Annotated in this window: 13 protein-coding genes; 4 read left to right on the top strand and 9 right to left on the bottom strand. The window is 28.6% G+C overall.

Annotation, left to right across the window (positions count from 1 at the left end; genetic code table 11):
- Positions 1-10: 10 nt before the first annotated feature.
- The 4 genes from tssC (at position 11) to tssG (ending at position 4583) form a co-directional block, all read left to right on the top strand.
- Positions 11-1474 carry a type VI secretion system contractile sheath large subunit gene (tssC, locus tag Q1X91_RS04690; RefSeq protein WP_300753845.1) on the top strand — a complete coding sequence of 488 codons (1464 nt, stop codon included), beginning with the start codon at positions 11-13 and terminating at the stop codon, positions 1472-1474.
- Positions 1475-1538: 64 nt separating this feature from the next.
- Positions 1539-1931, top strand: coding sequence for a GPW/gp25 family protein (locus Q1X91_RS04685; protein WP_300753844.1), 393 nt, complete (start codon positions 1539-1541; stop codon positions 1929-1931).
- Position 1932: 1 nt separating this feature from the next.
- Positions 1933-3669, top strand: a complete 1737-nt coding sequence (gene tssF, locus Q1X91_RS04680) for a type VI secretion system baseplate subunit TssF (protein WP_300753842.1) — start codon at positions 1933-1935, stop codon at positions 3667-3669.
- Positions 3666-4583, top strand: coding sequence for a type VI secretion system baseplate subunit TssG (gene tssG / locus Q1X91_RS04675; protein WP_300753840.1), 918 nt, complete (start codon positions 3666-3668; stop codon positions 4581-4583). Before tssF ends, tssG begins: the two co-directional genes overlap by 4 nt.
- Before the next feature lie 116 nt (positions 4584-4699).
- Here tssG and Q1X91_RS04670 read toward each other — a convergent pair whose 3' ends face one another.
- The 9 genes from Q1X91_RS04670 to Q1X91_RS04630 form a co-directional block, all read right to left on the bottom strand.
- Positions 4700-5209, bottom strand: a complete 510-nt coding sequence (locus Q1X91_RS04670; protein ID WP_300753838.1) for an Hcp family type VI secretion system effector — start codon at positions 5207-5209, stop codon at positions 4700-4702.
- Between the two features lie 393 nt (positions 5210-5602).
- Positions 5603-6292 carry a hypothetical protein gene (locus Q1X91_RS04665; RefSeq protein WP_300753836.1) on the bottom strand — a complete coding sequence of 230 codons (690 nt, stop codon included), beginning with the start codon at positions 6290-6292 and terminating at the stop codon, positions 5603-5605.
- Positions 6293-6364: 72 nt separating this feature from the next.
- A complete protein-coding gene (locus Q1X91_RS04660) occupies positions 6365-8101 on the bottom strand; it encodes an Mbeg1-like protein (protein WP_300753834.1) in 1737 nt (578 codons plus the stop codon).
- Between the two features lie 44 nt (positions 8102-8145).
- Entirely contained in the window at positions 8146-9549 is a 1404-nt protein-coding gene (locus tag Q1X91_RS04655; RefSeq protein WP_300753832.1) for a hypothetical protein, read from the bottom strand.
- A gap of 132 nt (positions 9550-9681) precedes the next feature.
- A complete protein-coding gene (locus Q1X91_RS04650; RefSeq protein WP_300753830.1) occupies positions 9682-11064 on the bottom strand; it encodes a hypothetical protein in 1383 nt (460 codons plus the stop codon).
- A 47-nt stretch (positions 11065-11111) separates the two neighbouring features.
- Positions 11112-11738 carry a hypothetical protein gene (locus Q1X91_RS04645; RefSeq protein ID WP_300753828.1) on the bottom strand — a complete coding sequence of 209 codons (627 nt, stop codon included), beginning with the start codon at positions 11736-11738 and terminating at the stop codon, positions 11112-11114.
- 19 nt (positions 11739-11757) lie between these two features.
- The gene (locus tag Q1X91_RS04640; protein ID WP_300753826.1) at positions 11758-13179 is read right to left on the bottom strand and encodes a hypothetical protein; all 1422 of its coding nucleotides are present in this window, start codon (positions 13177-13179) and stop codon (positions 11758-11760) included.
- A gap of 6 nt (positions 13180-13185) precedes the next feature.
- A complete protein-coding gene (locus tag Q1X91_RS04635; protein ID WP_300753824.1) occupies positions 13186-18522 on the bottom strand; it encodes a hypothetical protein in 5337 nt (1778 codons plus the stop codon).
- A 12-nt stretch (positions 18523-18534) separates the two neighbouring features.
- Positions 18535-19986, bottom strand: a 1452-nt coding sequence (locus Q1X91_RS04630; RefSeq protein WP_300753823.1) for a phage baseplate assembly protein V, incomplete at its 5' end; no start/stop codon positions are given.

Genomic DNA, 19986 nt, shown 5'->3' with positions numbered 1-19986 from the left:
GAAGTGCTGTATGTCTGAAACAAAAACAGAAGTTATTATTGAAACACCTATAATTGAAGAAATTATGGGCAAAAGCAAGTTTGCAGTAACTGATGAAAGCTATCTTGTAGCAAAACAAGGTGTTGCAGAATTTATTACACAAATTGTGCAGAGCGATAATGCAGAAGAAAAAGTTAATAAATTTGCTCTTGATGAAATGATTGCCCATATTGACGATGTAATATCTGCACAAATGGATGAAATACTCCATAATGAAGCATTTCAAAAGCTGGAAAGTTCCTGGCGTGGACTTTATACTCTTGTGGAAAGAACAGATTTTAATGAAAACATTAAAATAGATTTATTTAATATTACAAAAGAAGAAGCATTAGAAGATTTTGAATTAAACCCAGATATTACACAAACAACCCTTTATAAACATATATATTCTTCAGAATACGGTCAGTTTGGCGGCGAGCCTGTTGGTGCTATTATTGGCGACTACAGCTTAAGTTATGCAAGCCCTGATATGACATTTTTAAATAAAATGTCTGCAATAGCGGCTATGAGCCATGCTCCTTTTTTAACATCTATTGATGCAAAATTCTTTGGATTAAAAGATTATACAGAAATGCCAACAATACAGGATTTAAAAGGACTGCTTGACGGCCCGCAGTATGCAAGATGGCGTTCATTTAGAGAAAATGAAGATGCAAAATATACAGGTCTTTTAGTAACAAGATACTTAACACGCTCCCCTTATGATATGGAAAATAATCCTATTAAAACATTTAATTATACAGAAGATGTAAGTGCATCTCATAACCATCTTGTATGGGGCAACTGTGCATACCTGCTTGCAACAAGATTAACAGAAAGTTTTGCAAAATACAGATGGTGCGGAAGTATTATAGGACCTAGAAGCGGCGGCGAAGTAAAAGATTTACCAGTATATTTTTATGAAAGTTTTGGCAGTATGCAGTCAAAAATACCTACAGAAGTATTAATTACAGACAGAAGAGAATATGAGCTTTCTGAAAACGGCTTTATTGCATTAACATTAAGGCGTGGCAGTAATAATGCATCGTTTTTCTCAGCAAACTCTGCACTTAAACCAAAAATATTTCCAAATACACCAGAAGGTAAAGAGGCAGAAACAAATTTCAGGCTTGGCACACAGCTTCCATATTTATTTTTAATATCTCGTATGGCTCACTATTTAAAAGTGCTGCAAAGGGAAGAAATAGGTAGCTGGAAAGAAAGGCAGGATACAGAAAGAGGCTTAAATGAATGGCTGAAACAGTATATTTCTGACCAGGAAAACCCACCACCAGAAGTACGCAGCAGAAGACCATTCAGAGGTGCAACAGTTACTGTTACAGATATTCCTGGAGAGCCTGGCTGGTACAGAGTTCAGCTTAATGCAAGACCGCACTTTAAATATATGGGTGCTAACTTTGAACTTTCCCTTGTGGGCAAGCTGGATAAAGAATAATTAAATAAACTAATATCTGGCTGTGGTTAAATGCTGCAGCCAGTTATATTTATTAAGGTATTATATGGGATTTGTTGATAAAATAATTCATAAACTTGATGACCAGTATAATGGTATTGTATATCAAAATGATAAAATTGCAGAAATAAAAAACAATATTCAGTCTTTACTGAATACAAATGAAGAAGATTGTTTATGTCTTATTAATTCTGGCTTTAATGATGCGGAAAATATGTCTATGGAATCAAGAGAGCTTTGCAACAAGCTGGTTTCAAGAATAGAATCTATGATACATGACTATGAAAAACGGATAGTAATAATATCTGCAGATTATGACAAAAGCCAGATGCCCTGGAAACTGTCTATTGATTTACAGTGCAGAATGGTTAATGATAAATTTAATGAATTCCATATTATTATAGATTTTTCAAGCAACAGATACTGCGAGGTAATATAATATGAACAGTAACGAGCATATATATTATTACCATAGAGAAATAGATGAGCTTGCAAAAGCACGGCAGTTATTTATAGAAAGGTTTCCAAAGCTGGCACCATTTCTTTCAAATAACAGTAAGGACCCAGATATAGAAAGGTTAATAGAAAACTTTGCTATACTAACATCTAAAATAAAAATGGAATTAGACCAAAATATTCCATCTATTGCAGAATCGCTTATAAATATTATAGCACCAAACTATACCTCCCCTATTCCATCTATGTGCATACAGGAATTTAAGCTGAATAATGAATCTGAAGCAAATTATGTAAAAATTGATAAAGGTACAGAGATATTATCAAAACCGGTAGATAATGTTGCCTGCAAATTTAAAACTATTTATGATGTATATTTATACCCGTTAAAAATAACGGAAGTATTAACACAAAGCATAAGCAAGCATCAGATTTTATCACTGCGGATAGAATCTATAAAGCCAGCTGTAACAATAAACCAGATGAATATTAATATATTAAACCTATTTTTAGGGCTTGATGTATATGTTTCTACTACTTTATTAATGTGGTTTTTTAATTATTTAGCAGAAATAATCATATTAAATCCTGATACAAATGAAGAATACAGGCTTCCGCTGAATAATATAAGACCTATGGGGTTTGATGATAAACAAAGTGTATTTTATGGCAGAAATACAGGTATTGAAGCCTTTTCTCTTATGCAGGAATATTTTTTTCTGCCTGATAAGTTTAATATGATAACTCTTGAAAAGCTCGATATGCTCAGCAGTTTTGAAGGAAAAAGTTTTATTATTAAGTTTGTATTTACAAAAAGCCTGCCCTCATACTGTATGCCTCGCGCAGACCATTTTAGTTTTGGTATAACACCTGTAATTAATCTGTTTGAAGCTTCAGCAGAGCCTGTAAAAAATGATAACAAAAAAGACGGGTTCAGGCTCAGCATAAGTAAAACACATGATAAATATTATGATATATTAGAAATTATTTCAGTATTCAGCAGTGCAACAGTACGCGGTAAAAGGTTTTTAAAAAACTATAATAATTTTGAAAGATTTGAGTTTTTATCAGAAGATGACAGTGATGATTTTTATACTACAGCTACTAAAAAAGATATTAACGGCAATGAATATACATACCTTACTCTTTTTGATTCTCATTTAATGTCTCACGAAATAGAAACTCTTTCCATAAAAACATTATGCTGTAACAGCACACTGCCACAGGAACTGCAGATTGGTGATATTAATGTGTATGAAGATATAAATGTAACTACAATGAATATTACACTGCCTACGAAAGTATATAAAACATCAATAGACGGCACAATATTATGGAAACTTGTATCTGTATTATCTTTAAATTACCAGACAATGACAAACAAGCAGTCTTTTTTAGCTGTACTGCAGGCCTATGATTTTACATTAACAGAGCATGACAATATTTCTGAAAAACTCCGTGATGCCATAAAGGATATTAAATCAAAAACAGTATACCGCATTACAAACGGCATAGCTAAAAAAGGCACATTATGTGTTATAGATATTGATGACAGTCTTTTTTACTGTACAGGTGAAGTGTATAGACTTGGACTTGTGCTTGCAAAGTTTTTTTCATCATTTGCATCTATTAATTCATTCTGTGAACTTCAAATTAAATGTTTATCTAACAACACTATTATGGATTATTTTCCAACAGAAGGTAAAAAAGCGATAATATGAGTAACCTGCAGCATAAATATTTTTACAAAACTATTAAAAACTTACTTAAAGAATATAAAAAAGATGAAATATTATTTAGAACTAATTCATCACTTGGCCACCCTAATAGAGAAATTGAAAGCATAACAAACTATAATACTAATGAAATACATAAAAAATTAAGCCTTGAAATAATGGTAAATTTTTTAGGCATACAGGGGGCAAGTTCTCAACTGCCAAGCTATATGCTTGAAAAACTTGCTGCAAATAATGACGGCGGCGATGGCTGGAGCCTGCTTTTTGATTTTTTTAATAATTATATTACATGGATATTTTATGATGTTGTATCTATGAACAGCTATGCAAAATCATTTGATATTGATTTTAATGATAAAATATCTGCCATACTTCTTTCATTTTTAGGTATTAAAAATAAAGAAATAGCAAGAACATACCTGCCCTTTGCTCCATTAATAGCAAACTTAAGGCGGCCAAAAAAACAAATAGAAAGAATACTGCAGACCACATTTAACCTGCAGGAAAGGCTTACAATAATAGAAAATCTGCCACACCAGATACCTATTAATTCATCACAGCAGAACTATTTAGGCATTAAAAACTGTCAGCTTGGCAATAACTTTATTACTGGAAAAACAGTATTTTCATACCAGACAAAAATAGGCATATTAATAGAAAACTTAGACTATGACGAAGCATTAAACTTTTTCCCTACAGGCTCTAAATTTAAAGTGTTGAAAAAAAGTATAGCATTTCTTACAAATGATGAATTTGCCATAGACTTATATTTAAAGATAAATTACAGACCAAAAATGGCACTTAAACTTGGCAAATCAGGTGTTCGTTTAGGCTGGGGCTCAACACTTGGTAAATCTAAAAATTCAAGTTATATGATGGTTATTCCTTTAAGCGAATAAAAGTATATTATAATAACTGCTGCTTGAAAAATAGATATAAAAAACCCCCAGTTAATAAAAAGCGCTGTGATTAAAAATTTAACTGGGGGTGCTGTATGATAGGTATACTGGAGTTCTTAAGCGTTTCTCCAATCATCACTGCCACTTGTTCCGCTGGCAACATGTTCCCAAACTATTTTACGATAGTTTAAGCTGACTTTAAATTCTTCAGTTTTATCACTGTTGCCTGGCTCTTGTGCATTAGGCATTAATAATGAAATATCAGTAATAACTGCATCTTCAAAAATTGTAGAAAAATAGTGCTCTTGACCGCCGCCAACAGCTGTCCTGTACCAGTGCACTTCAACATTATTAAGTTTTTCTCCTTTTGTTAAAGCATTGTATAAAAGTGGAACAGATTTATTAAGCGAACATGTAAAAACAAATGGTTTGTGTACACGCTGACCACTTGGCTGGCCGCTTTGAGTATCTGTTGGCACTGTAACAGTGTGGATAATTTCCTGAGCCATAATTTCATCTTCATGGCCTGCTTGATAGCGGTTACCGATACTATCTTCAGTAGAAGCACCACTTGTAATTAAACCTTGTGTTGCTCCTTCAATTTTAATATAAACTGGTGAACTCATAAAGCCTCCTTTTATTATACTTTTATGTTTATATACAAATTATATACTATATATTTATAATTTGCAATAACTTTTTTGCTTATATAAATAAATATTTTTTCACATATAAATTTGTTGATTTAATATACAATAACAAATATATTTTTGTCAACAATTAAATTTCATAAATTGAGAATTTATTGTTTATTACAAATAGATTAGATAAGTAAACATATAGTTTATTTTTAATTTTTCTTATTTATTAACATGTTATAAGATTTTTAGATTAAAAAATGGCTTTTTAAATAGAAAAGATTGTGGTAAAAATGTGATAAAATATTACTAAACTATCCTTTCATTACTTCATCTGTGATATAAAAAAATAAAATACAAGCATAACCACAGATAAAAAGTTTAGAACTTTTCAGCATGCTGTTGTTTTAATAAATCTATTTTTTCATTATGTGCTGATATAACACTAAAATAATAGTCAAATACCTGCTGAAATGGGTTATAAATATACTTATTAAAATAGTAGTCCTGTTTATTACAACCATTTGCAGTTACTGCCACATAGCAAATTGAATTAGTTGATAAAGTTGTTGATACAAGACTAATAGTATATAATTGATTAGCAGTAATATAATGTGATAATTGTTTGATAAAAGCTAATGTAAGCTCTGGAAAGTTTTCCATATCATTTATTGAATAATATTTAAGCATTTCAGATATTTTCTGATTTTCTGCAGGTTTAATATTATTTTTTATGACAGAAATAAAAAGTGTCTGTTCCACTAACTTAGATAATATGCCATTATAATATGATTCTACAATACCAAGTTTATCAAATATTACATATACAAAATCACTTGTAATATAGTAATCTGTAATATCTAACATATACTGCTTATAGTTATTACCAGCTACATCAGATTCTACTTTTTGTATTAAATAATTAAGACTTGCAACATTATTCTCCAGACTGTATACATTTGTTTCATTATAATATTCCACTGCCAGCGATAAGGGCTTATAGTTTACAACGATAAAAACTGCTATTAAGATTACAGGTATTAGTAATAATAAATATTTCTTTTTACTCAACTTACCACCTCGCCATATTTTAATATTAAAACAAATTGTAAGACTGTATAAGTTTTTTGATATAAACCCAGTCTAAAGCATAGAGCATACATATAAAAACTCATTTTCTGCAGCAGTTTTTTTTGCATAGCTGGATAAATTTTTAATTATATCGTCTATAGAATCATATTGATTACATTTTCCATTGCCTGCATTATTACACAACACATCCTGATTTACACTGTTTATAGTATTCATCAAGGAAGAATATATATAATATATTAAATCTAAATATTCGCCCTGCAAATTTTCTATAAGTTCTGAAATATGATAATTTTGATTTTCAGCCTGAGATACAATATATGGATATAAAAAATACAGTGCAGTTTTTTGCATATCATTTAAATTATTTGCAGGATTTAGTATATTTTCATCTACATAGATAGTTTCTACCTTAGCATTTTCTAATGCAATTATATTATCTATTATTGCAGTAAAGCTGGTATCATTATTACATTCTATTTTTGCCTTTTGCATAATATCTTTTGTTATACGATACAGCGGTTCATTATATTCACTATTTTTTGCTTTTATAAATAAATCTTGTAAATATAAAATATATTTTTTCTTTATGTTTTCAATATCTGCAATTTCTAAATTAAGCATATTTAAAAAATCAGCATATATTGTATATCCATTTAACTTTGTTAGTAATTCTTTTATGCCAAGCATTGAAAAGTTATTTGAGTTATTACTCTGTTTTATAAGGTAATCATAAAAATAAAGAGTAGCAATAGTATGTTCTATTCCATGTGCATCCATAGAATTATCCATATTATTATTTACAGATAAATATTGTCCATTAATATCCATACCTAAATGCTGGGTGGTATTATCCATAAGCCACTCTTTTGTTGCACCTAGACCAATACAGCTTTCTATATGATATACATATTTATCAGTTGAAATAGAATCTAATTTCAAGTTATTTTCCATCATTCTATTAAAATAAACAGCTATATTATCATCTCTTGTTATATTGTCATATATTTGTGTGTATAAATCTTTTAAAATTAAAAACAGTGATAAATTGTTAATTGGTAAATATGGATTTTGAATATATGTTCCAAAAATTTTTATAGCCTGAACATCAATTCCCGGAGAATTAAAAGTATAAGTTTCTTGAACTACAGGGTTTTCACCTGTAGTATCATCATGAAATGATATTGTAAAATACTGCGATAAAGCACCACCTAAAGAATGGCCTGTAACAATTAACTTATTATTACCTACAATATGTTTTACTTTATACTCATAAAACTTCATCATATCATCATATTGAGTAACCACTCTCTTAAAAAACAATTTACTATCTGCATAAAAATCCTCTTTCTCTAAAAAAGTCCCTTCTGTCCCTCTCATTGCAAGGATATACTCATCATCTACTTTATCATAAAATAATGTAGCACTAAAACCAGTTATTGTATTTGGTTGATGTGCTTTTATTTCATACCTTTCTAAAAAATTTTCAGTTTGTTTTAAAAAAGAAACTTGTTCATTTTGACCAGAGTTAATCTGATTAATATGAAAATCAGTGATTTCTTCAGGGAACCCTCTAAACCTAAAATCAAGTGCTAATTGATTACTATCGCTTCCTATAATTAATTTTTCAAATTCTGTAATATATCGTAAACTTTTAGAGTTATTATCATTTTCTTTATTTTTTTCAACATCAATATAAGCTTTTGTAAATTCTTCCTTATCAAAAAGTGCATAGCATGCATTAGCACATTCTGCATATTTTTTTAACCTGCTGATTGTTACATTCATTTTCATGTTCTCCTTTTTATAGTTTATTATATAAAATATTAATGTTAATCGTAACTCCTTAAAGAAATACCGTCTATTACTCTTATATCTGGATATGGAATATACTTTGCTGCTAATCTTAAATAATATATAAAACTGCTAAATTTTATTCTAGTTTTTCCACTATACAATAATGTACCTGTATCTTTTTCATAAAAATTATATACTTCATAAGATATTCTGCCATTAACATATTTATAGCTGAATTCTTTTACTAAGGGTCTATCAGGTATGTATATTGAATTATCAATATCCCAAAAATGTATGTCATCAGTATTGAAATATTTTGTTTCACAGTTATGTATAAATTCTTGTTTTTCTATATCTACTTTTTGCAGCTCTGCTGATAACTCCTTATATTGTTTTGATTCCGTATCAAAAAAATATGAATTATCATCATAGGGAAGAAAGTCATCATCTTCCTTACTCTTTTCATAACTCTTTATATATATATAGTACAATATTCTTTTTCCTTTATCAAAAGACCATTGAGATGACGCTTTATCTTGGCACATTTTAGGTATAAGCTTTTTTATTCGTTCTGGATTATAAATAGTAGTAAGACTTTCCTTGCCATAGTAAAACTGTGGGTCTAATAAAGCAAAATAACATTGGGAATGATGTGAAAATGGATAATATATAAGCCAAATAGAAAATACAAAAAATATTATTACTCTAAAAGGCTTTAAATATTCATTATATTTAATATTAAAAAATATATAACCTGACCATAAAATTATCATTACATAAAAATATGCAAAGTTGCTTATGTTATCAGTTGGAATAAGGTCAGCTAATAAATTTCTAACAAATATTCCAAAAAACATTACTGCCATGCTTGAAATAAGATATATGGCTGTTTCTTTTAAGGTATGATGATTTATAAATTTGATTATTAAATAAAGTGTTATTAATACCATTATTAAAGTTATTGTGTATGGAAATAAATATTTATCTAAATAATCATTTATATGGATAAAATAAGATGACTGAATAAATGCTAATAAATATAAAACAGAAAGTATATATGCAAAGATTTTATCCTGTTTTTTAAAGTTGATTATATTGGTATTGCCTTTAAAACCCATAAATAAGGGTAGGATTAATGTGATAAAGCATACTGATAATCGCCAGTAACCCAGCTTATCTAATAATATCATAATACCTATTACTAAAATAGAAAAAAGTATTTTATTATAATATAATAATGTAAAAAGCCTGTTATGTTTATCTTTTATACATATATAAGTATATATTACTGCAAAAAGTATTAAAAGTGATGTTCTGTAATAAAGGCTGTCTGAAAATGTTATTGTGCGGTAATATATCAGCAAAGCTATTATACCAAAATATATAAAATCATCTACTTTATTTGCTATTGTTTTAAACATTTCTAATGCTTTTATCATATACTACATCTCTTAAAAATGAATGTTATAAAATTTAACTGCATATTTTTTTAACCTGCTAATTGTTACATTCATTTTTATTTTCTCCTTTTTATAACTTATTGTATAATATTTTTATAATAAGAATATTTTTTAAAAATACATATTTATTGTCCTTATACCAGGAAATGCAAGATAATATCCTGATAACCCTAACTCATATATAAAACTGTTAAATTTTGTACTAGTTTTTCCACTATACAATAACATACCTGTATCTTTTTCATAAAAATTATATACTTCATAAGATATTCTGCCCTTTTCATTTTTATGGCTGAATTCTTTTACCAATATTTTATTATCTACATTATTCCAAAATTCCATATCTACCCCTTGTATAGTAAAATCATACATATAGCCAAAATATTTTGTTTCACATTTATGTAGAAATTCTTGTTTTTCTATATCTACTTTTTGCAGCTCTGCTGATAACTCTTTATATCGTTTTGATTCCGTATCAAAAAAATATGAACTGTCATCATAGGGGAAATCTGTATCTTCCTTTCTTTTTTCCTGTATATAATCCCATATTCTTCTTCTTTTATTAAAGCTTTCAGATGATGCTTTATTTTGGCATATTTTAGGAATAAGCTCATTGATGCGTTCAGGATTATGTATGGTTGTAATACTACTAGTTATATTTTCTGGAATACAATTATACTGTGGGTCCAATGAAACAAAATAACATAATGAATGATAAGAAAATGGATAGTATATAAGCCAAATAGAAAATACAATAAATAATATTACTCTAAATGGCTTTAAATATTCATTAAATTTAATATTAAAAAAGATATAGCCTGCCCATAATACTATCATTAAATAAAAATAATAATATGGCTCTAAAAATGTAAAAAAATATATTATAAGATAGCTTGAAATAAGATATACAGCTGTGTCTTTTAATGTGTGGTGTTTGATAAATTTGATTATTATATAAAGTGTTATTAATACCATTATTAAAGTTATTGTGTATGGAAATAAATATTTATCTAAATAATCATTTATATGTATAAAATATGATGACTGAATAAATGCTGATAAATATAAAACAGAAAGTATATATGCAAATATTTTATCCTGTTTTTTAAAATTGATTATATTAGTATTGCCTTTAAAACCCATAAATAAGGGAAGGATTAATGTAATAAAGCATATTAATAGCTGTTTATAGCCAACATAAGTAAAAAATAGTTCATTGCGAGCACCATTATATAAAAATAATATGATACATGCTGTTAAAATAGAAAAAAGTATTTTATTATAATATAGTAATGTAAAAAGCCTGTTATGTTTATCTTTTATACATATATATGTATATATTACTGCAAAAAGTATTAAAAGTGATGTTCTATAATAAAGGCTGTCTGAAAATGTTATTGTGCGGTAATATATTAGCAAGGCTATTATGCCAAAATATATAAAATCATCTACTTTGTTTGCTATTGTTTTAAACATTTCTAATGCTTTAGTCATACTTATCCATTATAACAATTAAGCCCATAAAATATGGGCTTAATTATTTACAGCATTATAATATTTCCTATTGGGGAAGATGCCTGGTTTATCTTTATACTTTCATTTGCCCATGCAGAGTGATTATTTACACCATAAATATTTCTATTATATGCTCCTAAAATATTTATGGATGACAGCAATTTTTCTTCATTGATTACTGATTTACTGTTATTCTGCAATTCTGCATATACTCCGCTTATATATAAAAAGGCTTCGCGGACTTTCCAGGCTTTCATATCTATATCGGATGTATCATAATCAAATGGAATAATACTGCCTAATGATAATAATAAGCTGGATAAATTATTATCTGCTGTTATTTTGCTTGAAGTGCCTGCTCTTAATGTATAGCTGTATAAATATAGATGCTCTAACCTTTCATTAGTTAATAATCTATTTACATACTGCATGTTTTCACTTACTAAAAATATACTGTATGGCTTAACAGTATAATCTAATGAAATACTGCTTGATGATATTTCTGCAGATGAAAGTGTTATTTGTGGCAAAGTTATACTTGTATTTAAGGCGTTTATTCCTGCTAGGGACGATATTCCTGCAAATGTGCTATATTTTAAAATAGTTCTTCTTGATGTTTCTTGCTCTAATATTTTACTGAGTGTTAATTCCATAGCCTGCTCTCCATTATGCTTACTTAAAATCTTTTGGGGGTATATTATTATAATCTATCTTAGTTGCAAGCACTTCTTTAGGAAATATATAGGGACGGGCTGATGCAAAACCTGATGCATATTTACGATAAAGTAAATGAGCAATATAACTATCTCTAGTATGATATGTTTCTGTTATTGTTTCAGTAAAAGTCATAGCATAATTAGTATGCCATAAAATAATCTGCCATAGTTTATTATAAAAATCCTGCACTGTTTTTTGTGTGCTGTCTTTATCCCGCGGGTCTTTTAATTTACCTGTTTTTATCCACCTGTATATGCCTGGATAATTACTTGTGCCACCATACATTCCACTATCAAGTTGAGTTCCAAAATCAAGAACTAAATCTGGTGGAAAATATTCATCAAAATATGGGTCTAACCCATCTACTAATTTCCTGTTTTTTGCATACTGGCGAAGTTCATCTTCACGCATTGGGTTATTATGAACACTTACTCTATTTGCATAGCAGGCTATTAATTCATCTAAACTGCCTCCAAGTATTATTGCCATACGCATGCAGGCTATGTAAAACATTTCATAATCTTCTTTATTTATATCATAGCTTGCACTTCTCATAGCTTTAGAAAATGCATACCTGTCTTGATATAAATAACCAGCTGTAATATACATATCTACTGCCATAATTGAACCTTCTGTGGTTTCTGCCACATCATATAGTGCCTGCTTATTGCCTAATTTTATAGCTTCATTTAAATATTGAGCTGCAAGCATTTCATTTACACCAAGCGCCTGCGGGGTTAAGGATGAATAAAAGAGTTTATCTTTATCTTGAGTAAACCTATACACTGCATAATAGCCGTAATAGCCATCTGGGGCTCCTGCTTTTATCAGCTTTAAATATTGAGTTAAGCTTTCTTTTATATCTTTTATACCCTGGCTTTCTTCTACATGGTTAATTCGGGAGAAAAGAAGGTCCGCCAAATCACGCATTGCTATTAAGTTATTACGGTAGGCTGCTTCTCTTAAATAGTTTAAGATTTCTTCCTGTTTGCTTTTATCCATATTAGGAAAGGATTTATTAGATGATGAAAGCAGTTTTTGTGCTCTTTCATACTGGTCTTTACTTATATCATCTCGTATAGCTGGATACTGATAAAGATTTTCTACTGTTAAATGGGGAAGAATTACACCACCTTTAAAGCCCATTTTATTTATTAAATATTTCTTTTTCTCTACATAGTTTAATTTTTCAAATGATGCTTTTTCTTCTGCACTCCATTTCATACCATTAGGTGCTGATTGAAAACTTTTTAAGTCATCTAAAGTTATAATGTAATACAATAATTTTGGGTCATCATTAAATTTTTTTTCTTGTGATTTTTGAAGAAAAGACCATATAGTTTCAAGTTTTGATGGTGAAAAGATTATTTTACTCATTATAAATTACTCCTCCATTTTATTATCTATCCATTCTTTATCATATACTAATGAGCCTAACAATACAGGTTGTTTGTTAATATTTTTTTTGTTTTGATTTGACCAATCAACATCACTTATAGAACCATTACCTTCAGATATTAACTCTTGATGTGAATAAAAGTATTTGTGGTTATACTCTCCAAACCTTTTTAGCTGAATAGCAAAATCATCTATATATGATACCTGGATATATTTTTCATCTTGTACATTTATGTTATAATGTTCATTATTTTCTGTATTATTTGTTCTATCTAATGATAATATAACAACACCATAATCGCTTAATAATGATGTGCCTATATTATTATATAACTCTTTAATTTTTGTAACACTGCTGTCAATATTATACAAATAACTGATAATTTTCTTATACGCTTCTACATATAGAGCATTTTTATCATCTATTGTATCTAGTGGCACATTATATATATAATCACATAGTTTATATACAAAATTTTGAGAAATTTTATCATTATCCTGTATAAATATACCTGCACTTGTGCCCCTAACAAAACAGTCATTATCAAAAGCTGCTCCACCTATTAAAGCTGCTTTAAAATCTGACATTAAATAGTTCTGAGTGATAGTTACTGGAAGTGCTATCATATCTCTTGATGTATCATATACAGCACCTTTACTATCTACTCTTTTACTTGTATATGCATATTTTATAGCATTAGTTTTGGCCTCAAACTCCTCTAAGTCTATTATAGGGAAAAATCGCTCCATTATTAACTCATATACAAAATCTATATATGTTTGAACAATATTCTCGGTTAAAAAGTCATCAATATTTTCAGCAGATAATATATTTTTACTTGATGCTTTTACAGCTTCTTTTAAAACACTTGTTAAATTTTCTGTTCTAAATGATGTCATTAAACCAGTTATTCTATTTCTATTATTTATTCCACTATCATCTGAAACAATATCTGAAACCATTCCACTTAAAGAATATTCTCCAGTAGCATATTTTAAGATTAAAGATAAATCATTCATTGCATTTTTTACACCTGCTGGCAGGTTAGAATTATCCGTGCTGCTATCTATTCCATTATCTATGCCATTTTTCATAAACTCGCCTATTTTTTTAATATAACCATTTGCATCAGACGGAATAGGATTAGCTTCTATCAAGGCAGTTTCAACTATGTTTGTTTCACGATATTCTAATTGTTTATAATCAAGCTGCTTTACATAATCGTATAAATCATCAGAAAGTAATATATGTGCAATTCTCATGATTTTAGCACATTCAATTTGTTCTTCTATGCTTATATTACCTCCAAAACTTATATAATTTAATGCCTGTGTAAAAATATAACTGCATAAATATTTGTCTGATTCTGGCAAACTATTACTATTACTATTTTGCTGATAATTTTTATCTATATATGATAATAAATTTACAAATATTATCTCTAATAATAAATCATAATATTCTATTTTATCTGCTGCAAATTCTATACTGGCTTTTGTTACTGGAAGTATATTTTTAAAATGCTCTGGTATTCCTTTATAAAATAGTTTTTTAAAAAAATTCTGATTAATTGTATATACACTATGGGTTAATACAAAAAGCTGTTTATGGTTATCATTAATATTCTCTGATGTATATTTATTTATACAGCTAGATACTTTATTAAATAATTTATATAAATCAGATACACTCAATAATAATTTTATACTTTTATAATCTTTCATACCTCCAGAATTTACAGCATAGCTATCTATAGCACTTCTTAATTCTGCTTTTTTTACAGAATATTCATAGCTGTATTCTGCACTTACAGTCAGCTTACATATATTGTATAAATTCTCATCTGAACATATATATTTTAACAGCAGAGTTGTTTCAGATGGTTTTAAAGTAGATAATTGGAAAAAATTATCTATCTCTTTATGCAAGTCACTTATTGTTCTATCTATATTATCTTTTAACTCATCTTCTAATATTTCCATATTAAAATATGCAAGTATTCTATACATCATTTCTATTAATGAATAAAGTTTATCAATATTTCTACTAACAGTATTTAAAATAGGATATTTTTCAAAATTATACTTCTTATATTTTTCTAATATATCCATATAACTGCCTTTTTCTTTATATAACTTATTCATATCCTGACTAAATTTATAACATACTGCCTGCATATAATCTAAAATATCCATATTTATATAATATAAACCCTGCAAATTACGCATTATATAAAAATACCATAAATATCCTTTTTCTTCAATAAAAAAAGCATCCGTAAATGATTCTAAAATGCTTCTTTTCGTTTTTATTGAAAATATTTCTTTATATGTCTCTGCAAAAGCATCTGCATATTCCTGCATCTTTCTATATTCTACAGCATCATTTACTTTAGATTCTACTCTACTACTATCTAAACCTTTAAAAGTATTAGATAAATCATTAAATATTTCAATAACTTGTTTTATAATATAATTTTCTATTTCTGATATACTGTATTCTTTCATTAATCTAAATGAATAAATATGCGGTATTTCCTTGTCTGTTAAAAGTTCAGAAAAAACATAATTTTGGCTTTTATATACTAAATCGTGCTTTTCTATTTCTTCTGTTATTATTACAACATTTTTATTTATTTTTTCTCCAAGTGGCGAATAAAAACCCTGCTTTATAAGCTCACTGATAAATATTGAACTATAATTTGGTGATTCTATCATTGTAAAAGTATTTGCTTTCATAATTAAGTCTTTTACATGATGAAAATTAGATGAAACTTTTAAATCTTCACTATCATTATATATAGATAACTGTGCAAATTTATCCAAATACACACTATTACAAATATTTCCCTGTGGAATAAAAAATGTATCCTGATTATACAAATCTTCATCAACTGTTACTCTAATATAATTACAAAAAGTTTGAAGATTATTATGCAGGATACCTAACAATCTTGTGTTAACCTGCCTGCTGTTATATAATGCTATACTATAAGTGCCGTTATTATTTTTCTTCTTATAAAATACTTCATGATTTACACTATTACTAGATAATGCAACAGCTAGTTCCGCATCTAAATGAGCATAAAAACTTAAAACATTATAAAACTCCTCCATTAACTTTGGAGCCTTTTGAGCACTCTCAATTATATCTTTAATAGTCATAGCAATATCAATAATAATAAAAATTATACCAAGATATGGAATTTTAGAAAAAAATCTCATAATATGTCGTAAATTACTAACTGCAGTGCCTTTAGATGATTTTGCAAATGGAATGATATTATCTTTTATTAACTCAAATATTTTACGAATTATAAGATTTCTCAGTAAATTTTCACTAGCATCGGCTAATTCTTTTCTATATTTTTCCTTAGATTGGTACATCTGGTTTCTACTATCTTTTACCAGCTTAAATATCTCTTTTAGTTTATCAAGATTAAAACCGCCATAATAATCACTACTGCTATTATCTGATAACTGGGAATTATTTTGACTATTATTTTGTTTATCTTCCAATATCTCTAAAAACTTATCATAACTATTTATACATTCATCTACGAACTCATTTATATTATCTGATGATATAATGTCACAGAAAACTTCCGCCATTTTTTGTCTGCTTTCCTCATTATTATATTCATAATCATCATTATCATTAGTATTTGTTATAAATTTTTTATTTATAACATCAATATCCATACCAAACTCTATTTTTTCATTATCATTACATGGCTTATGCTCTATAAAAGGATATGAAAACATATACTTATATTGTGTTTTATCATAACCAGAATTGTAATATAGATAATAAGAATTAAATTTATATGCATACTGGTTAGAAAAATCTTCACTAGACATATAGTTACATAATATTTGAGTTTTTTGATTACTTTGAGTTTGATTTTGATTTTGAGCTTCGCTTTTATTCACTAATGATGATGTAGAATCAATATGCAGTAAAACTTTCTTTGCACCAGCTGAAAAACGCAGAAATATAGTAGATATATTAGCAAATCCAATATTATATTCATTACCATTACTGCTGCTTATTGCTCGTTTTTTAATATATGATAAATTTGTTATTTTACCATATCCATAATCTCTGTATTCCTTAGGAAGTTTTTTTAATAACGAATTTTTTGCTTTTGGAATAACAAGTATATATTCATTAATATTATTATCTACAATAACTGTTAATGCCTTATATATGTAATCATCAGTATTGCTCTTTAAAGATTTAAATTCTTCAAGTATAGTGCTGTCTATTGAACTATCGCTTTCTTCAGGCTTATCAAACTCTATATCTAATGGATTGTCTAATGATAAATCATCTAAAGAAAATGTATTAGCATAAGAAGCATTTGATATATTCTCAAATGTAGTATTAATAATACATACTTTACCAGAACTAATGTTATTATATTTTAAATAAAAAATTCCTGGTATTAACTCTGATAAAACCCCTTCTGCCTCCCCCTTATTAGTAGATGGCTGGTGTGATAATACTTCCCATAAATTTGGCTCTACTGCCTGCTTAAGCATTAAACCAACCATATTATCTGTCATTATAGTCTGTAAATGCTCTTGAATAACAACACCCTGATTATTAAATTTTGTAATACTTAAAGCTGAAGGTGGTACAAGAACTATTTTTGTACATGGCCTTGGCACACCTAATATATTGTTATTACAGCCTGTTATAGATGCCTGTAATAAATCATTACCTAATATAAAAGAATCACTGTCATTGCAAAATGGTTCGCCGTCTTGAGATACTAACATTACTTCTCCACCATGCATACATGTTACTTTATCACCTTTTAATAAAGGTGTTAACATTTGGGCAGGTGATGACTGTGATGACTGTTTCTCTTGCTGCTCCTTAGCATACTGTTCAGCCTTTGCTATTAAATCTGCTTCTTCTGATTTAAAATCTAATTTTATACCCAAACTTTCTTCATTTACAGAATAATTACATATTGAAAGAGAACTACCCTTAAAATATACATGCAGCATCTGATTATCACTGTGTTTATCACCACAAAGCCTGTATATTGGCTGCTCATTATCAATATTACCATCTACTTCAGAGCCAAAAAATAAAGTCTTTATCTCATATTCCGCAGCTCCAGTTAATAATTGCCCAGAAACATATAATTTTACATTATCTGTATTATATGGTAACTGATATTTTTTTACGATACTCTCCAGCATCTTTTTTATTTGCAATACATTTATATTGCTGCTTTTTTTGTCTATTAATACATAAAAAGTTCCATTTTTATTAATTATTCTATAATTATAATCATTTGGCTTCATTATATTTTCTCACTATTTAGCTTTAATTTTGCCACCAGTTACTTCTAAACCTGAAGAACTTAATACCATCTCAACACTACCTACTTTTATCGTAACTTTATCACTCTTAATAGAAACTTCTGCATCACCTACTGTTACTAATGTAGAATTATCTGCTGTTAATGATATATCACTTTTAGTTGTCATACTATAACTGTCATTTTCTATAATCATTTCTTTTTCACAAGATAAGTTAATACTTTCTTTAGCTGTTGAAGTTATACTTTTATTCACTGTCAAACTATATTCACCCTCTGTTGTAAGGGTGGTGTCCTTATTTACCTGCTCTACTAAACTGCCTTTTATTACTGTCGTGCTTTCCCCGTTTATATTTACAGTTTTATCTAATGTGATTTTTTCTTCTAAATTGCCGCCTATTATCACTTCCTTATTTTTGCCCACATTTTCACTGCTGTCTATGGCTACAGTAATCTTATTACTTGCCCCTACATTTAATGTGTTAGAAAGACCTACTGCTGTATCTTTGCTTAAGGCTACCACTGTTAAATATTCGCCGCCTACATTCACATCTTTTAACCCTGCTATATTTTGAATGTGTGCCTGCAGTATACTTTCTGTATGGGTGCCTGTTACTTTGCTGGTTTTATTGTTTAAGATTGTCTGGTCATAGTTATTCTGCACCAGTTCTTCATAGTCCTTTTCTGCTTTTAAATAGATTTGCTCACTGCCTGGCAGGTTGCTCATAGTAAGCTCATTTCTGCCCTGCTCGCCCCTGCCTACTGTTTTTGCTGAAAGTGATGTTTTATGTTTAGATGATAGTATCTCACTTTGAATTAATGACGGGCTTAACATATTATATAAACTGCCAGTAATTACAGGCCTGTTTATATCTCCGTCTATATAAGATATTATTACTTCATCACCTACTCTTGGAACTGCTATAAAGCCAGAATTATTGCTTGCTGCAGGGCTTGCATATCTTAAATAACAGCTGTGAGTATATTTATCATTATTTACCATACTGTCATCATACATTCCCTGCACTGCCATAGATGAAATACGAACACGCACCCTGCCGTATTCATCTACCACTATTGTATTTCTTTCGCTGTCTATATCTTCACTTTTGCCTATTACTACTCCTAATGTTACACCAAAAACAAGCGGCTTATCTATATACTTCATTGTATATGGCATAGTGTTCGGTATTAAACATAATTCATTGCTGTACATTGAATATAAGGCAGGCTCCTGCTCTAATATTCTGCCGCCCTGCTCACTTTTATCATGATAATAATGAACTATGCCTGTGATACGGTATGTGTTTTCTTCATCTGCACCTGTTACTGTTAATACATCATTTACATTTAAAGATAATATATTACTTTTTGCCTTAATCTTTGTACGCTCTACATCTCTGCTTAATAAACTTAAAGTTGACTGAAACTGCAGACCATTTCTATA

Source organism: uncultured Brachyspira sp., assembly GCF_949287625.1.
Lineage (GTDB): Bacteria > Spirochaetota > Brachyspiria > Brachyspirales > Brachyspiraceae > Brachyspira.
The sequence above is the reverse complement of the archived record's forward strand: the minus strand, read 5'-3'. Positions and strand labels throughout refer to the sequence as shown.

Bases quoted from the DNA above. Each gene is read 5' to 3' on its own strand.
- tssC (WP_300753845.1), top strand. From the start codon at position 11: ATGTCTGAAACAAAAACAGAAGTTATTATTGAAACACCTATAATTGAA.
- Q1X91_RS04685 (WP_300753844.1), top strand. From the start codon at position 1,539: ATGGGATTTGTTGATAAAATAATTCATAAACTTGATGACCAGTATAAT.
- tssF (WP_300753842.1), top strand. From the start codon at position 1,933: ATGAACAGTAACGAGCATATATATTATTACCATAGAGAAATAGATGAG.
- tssG (WP_300753840.1), top strand. From the start codon at position 3,666: ATGAGTAACCTGCAGCATAAATATTTTTACAAAACTATTAAAAACTTA.
- Q1X91_RS04670 (WP_300753838.1), bottom strand. From the start codon at position 5,209: ATGAGTTCACCAGTTTATATTAAAATTGAAGGAGCAACACAAGGTTTA.
- Q1X91_RS04660 (WP_300753834.1), bottom strand. From the start codon at position 8,101: ATGAATGTAACAATCAGCAGGTTAAAAAAATATGCAGAATGTGCTAAT.
- Q1X91_RS04655 (WP_300753832.1), bottom strand. From the start codon at position 9,549: ATGATAAAAGCATTAGAAATGTTTAAAACAATAGCAAATAAAGTAGAT.
- Q1X91_RS04650 (WP_300753830.1), bottom strand. From the start codon at position 11,064: ATGACTAAAGCATTAGAAATGTTTAAAACAATAGCAAACAAAGTAGAT.
- Q1X91_RS04645 (WP_300753828.1), bottom strand. From the start codon at position 11,738: ATGGAATTAACACTCAGTAAAATATTAGAGCAAGAAACATCAAGAAGA.
- Q1X91_RS04640 (WP_300753826.1), bottom strand. From the start codon at position 13,179: ATGAGTAAAATAATCTTTTCACCATCAAAACTTGAAACTATATGGTCT.
- Q1X91_RS04635 (WP_300753824.1), bottom strand. From the start codon at position 18,522: ATGAAGCCAAATGATTATAATTATAGAATAATTAATAAAAATGGAACT.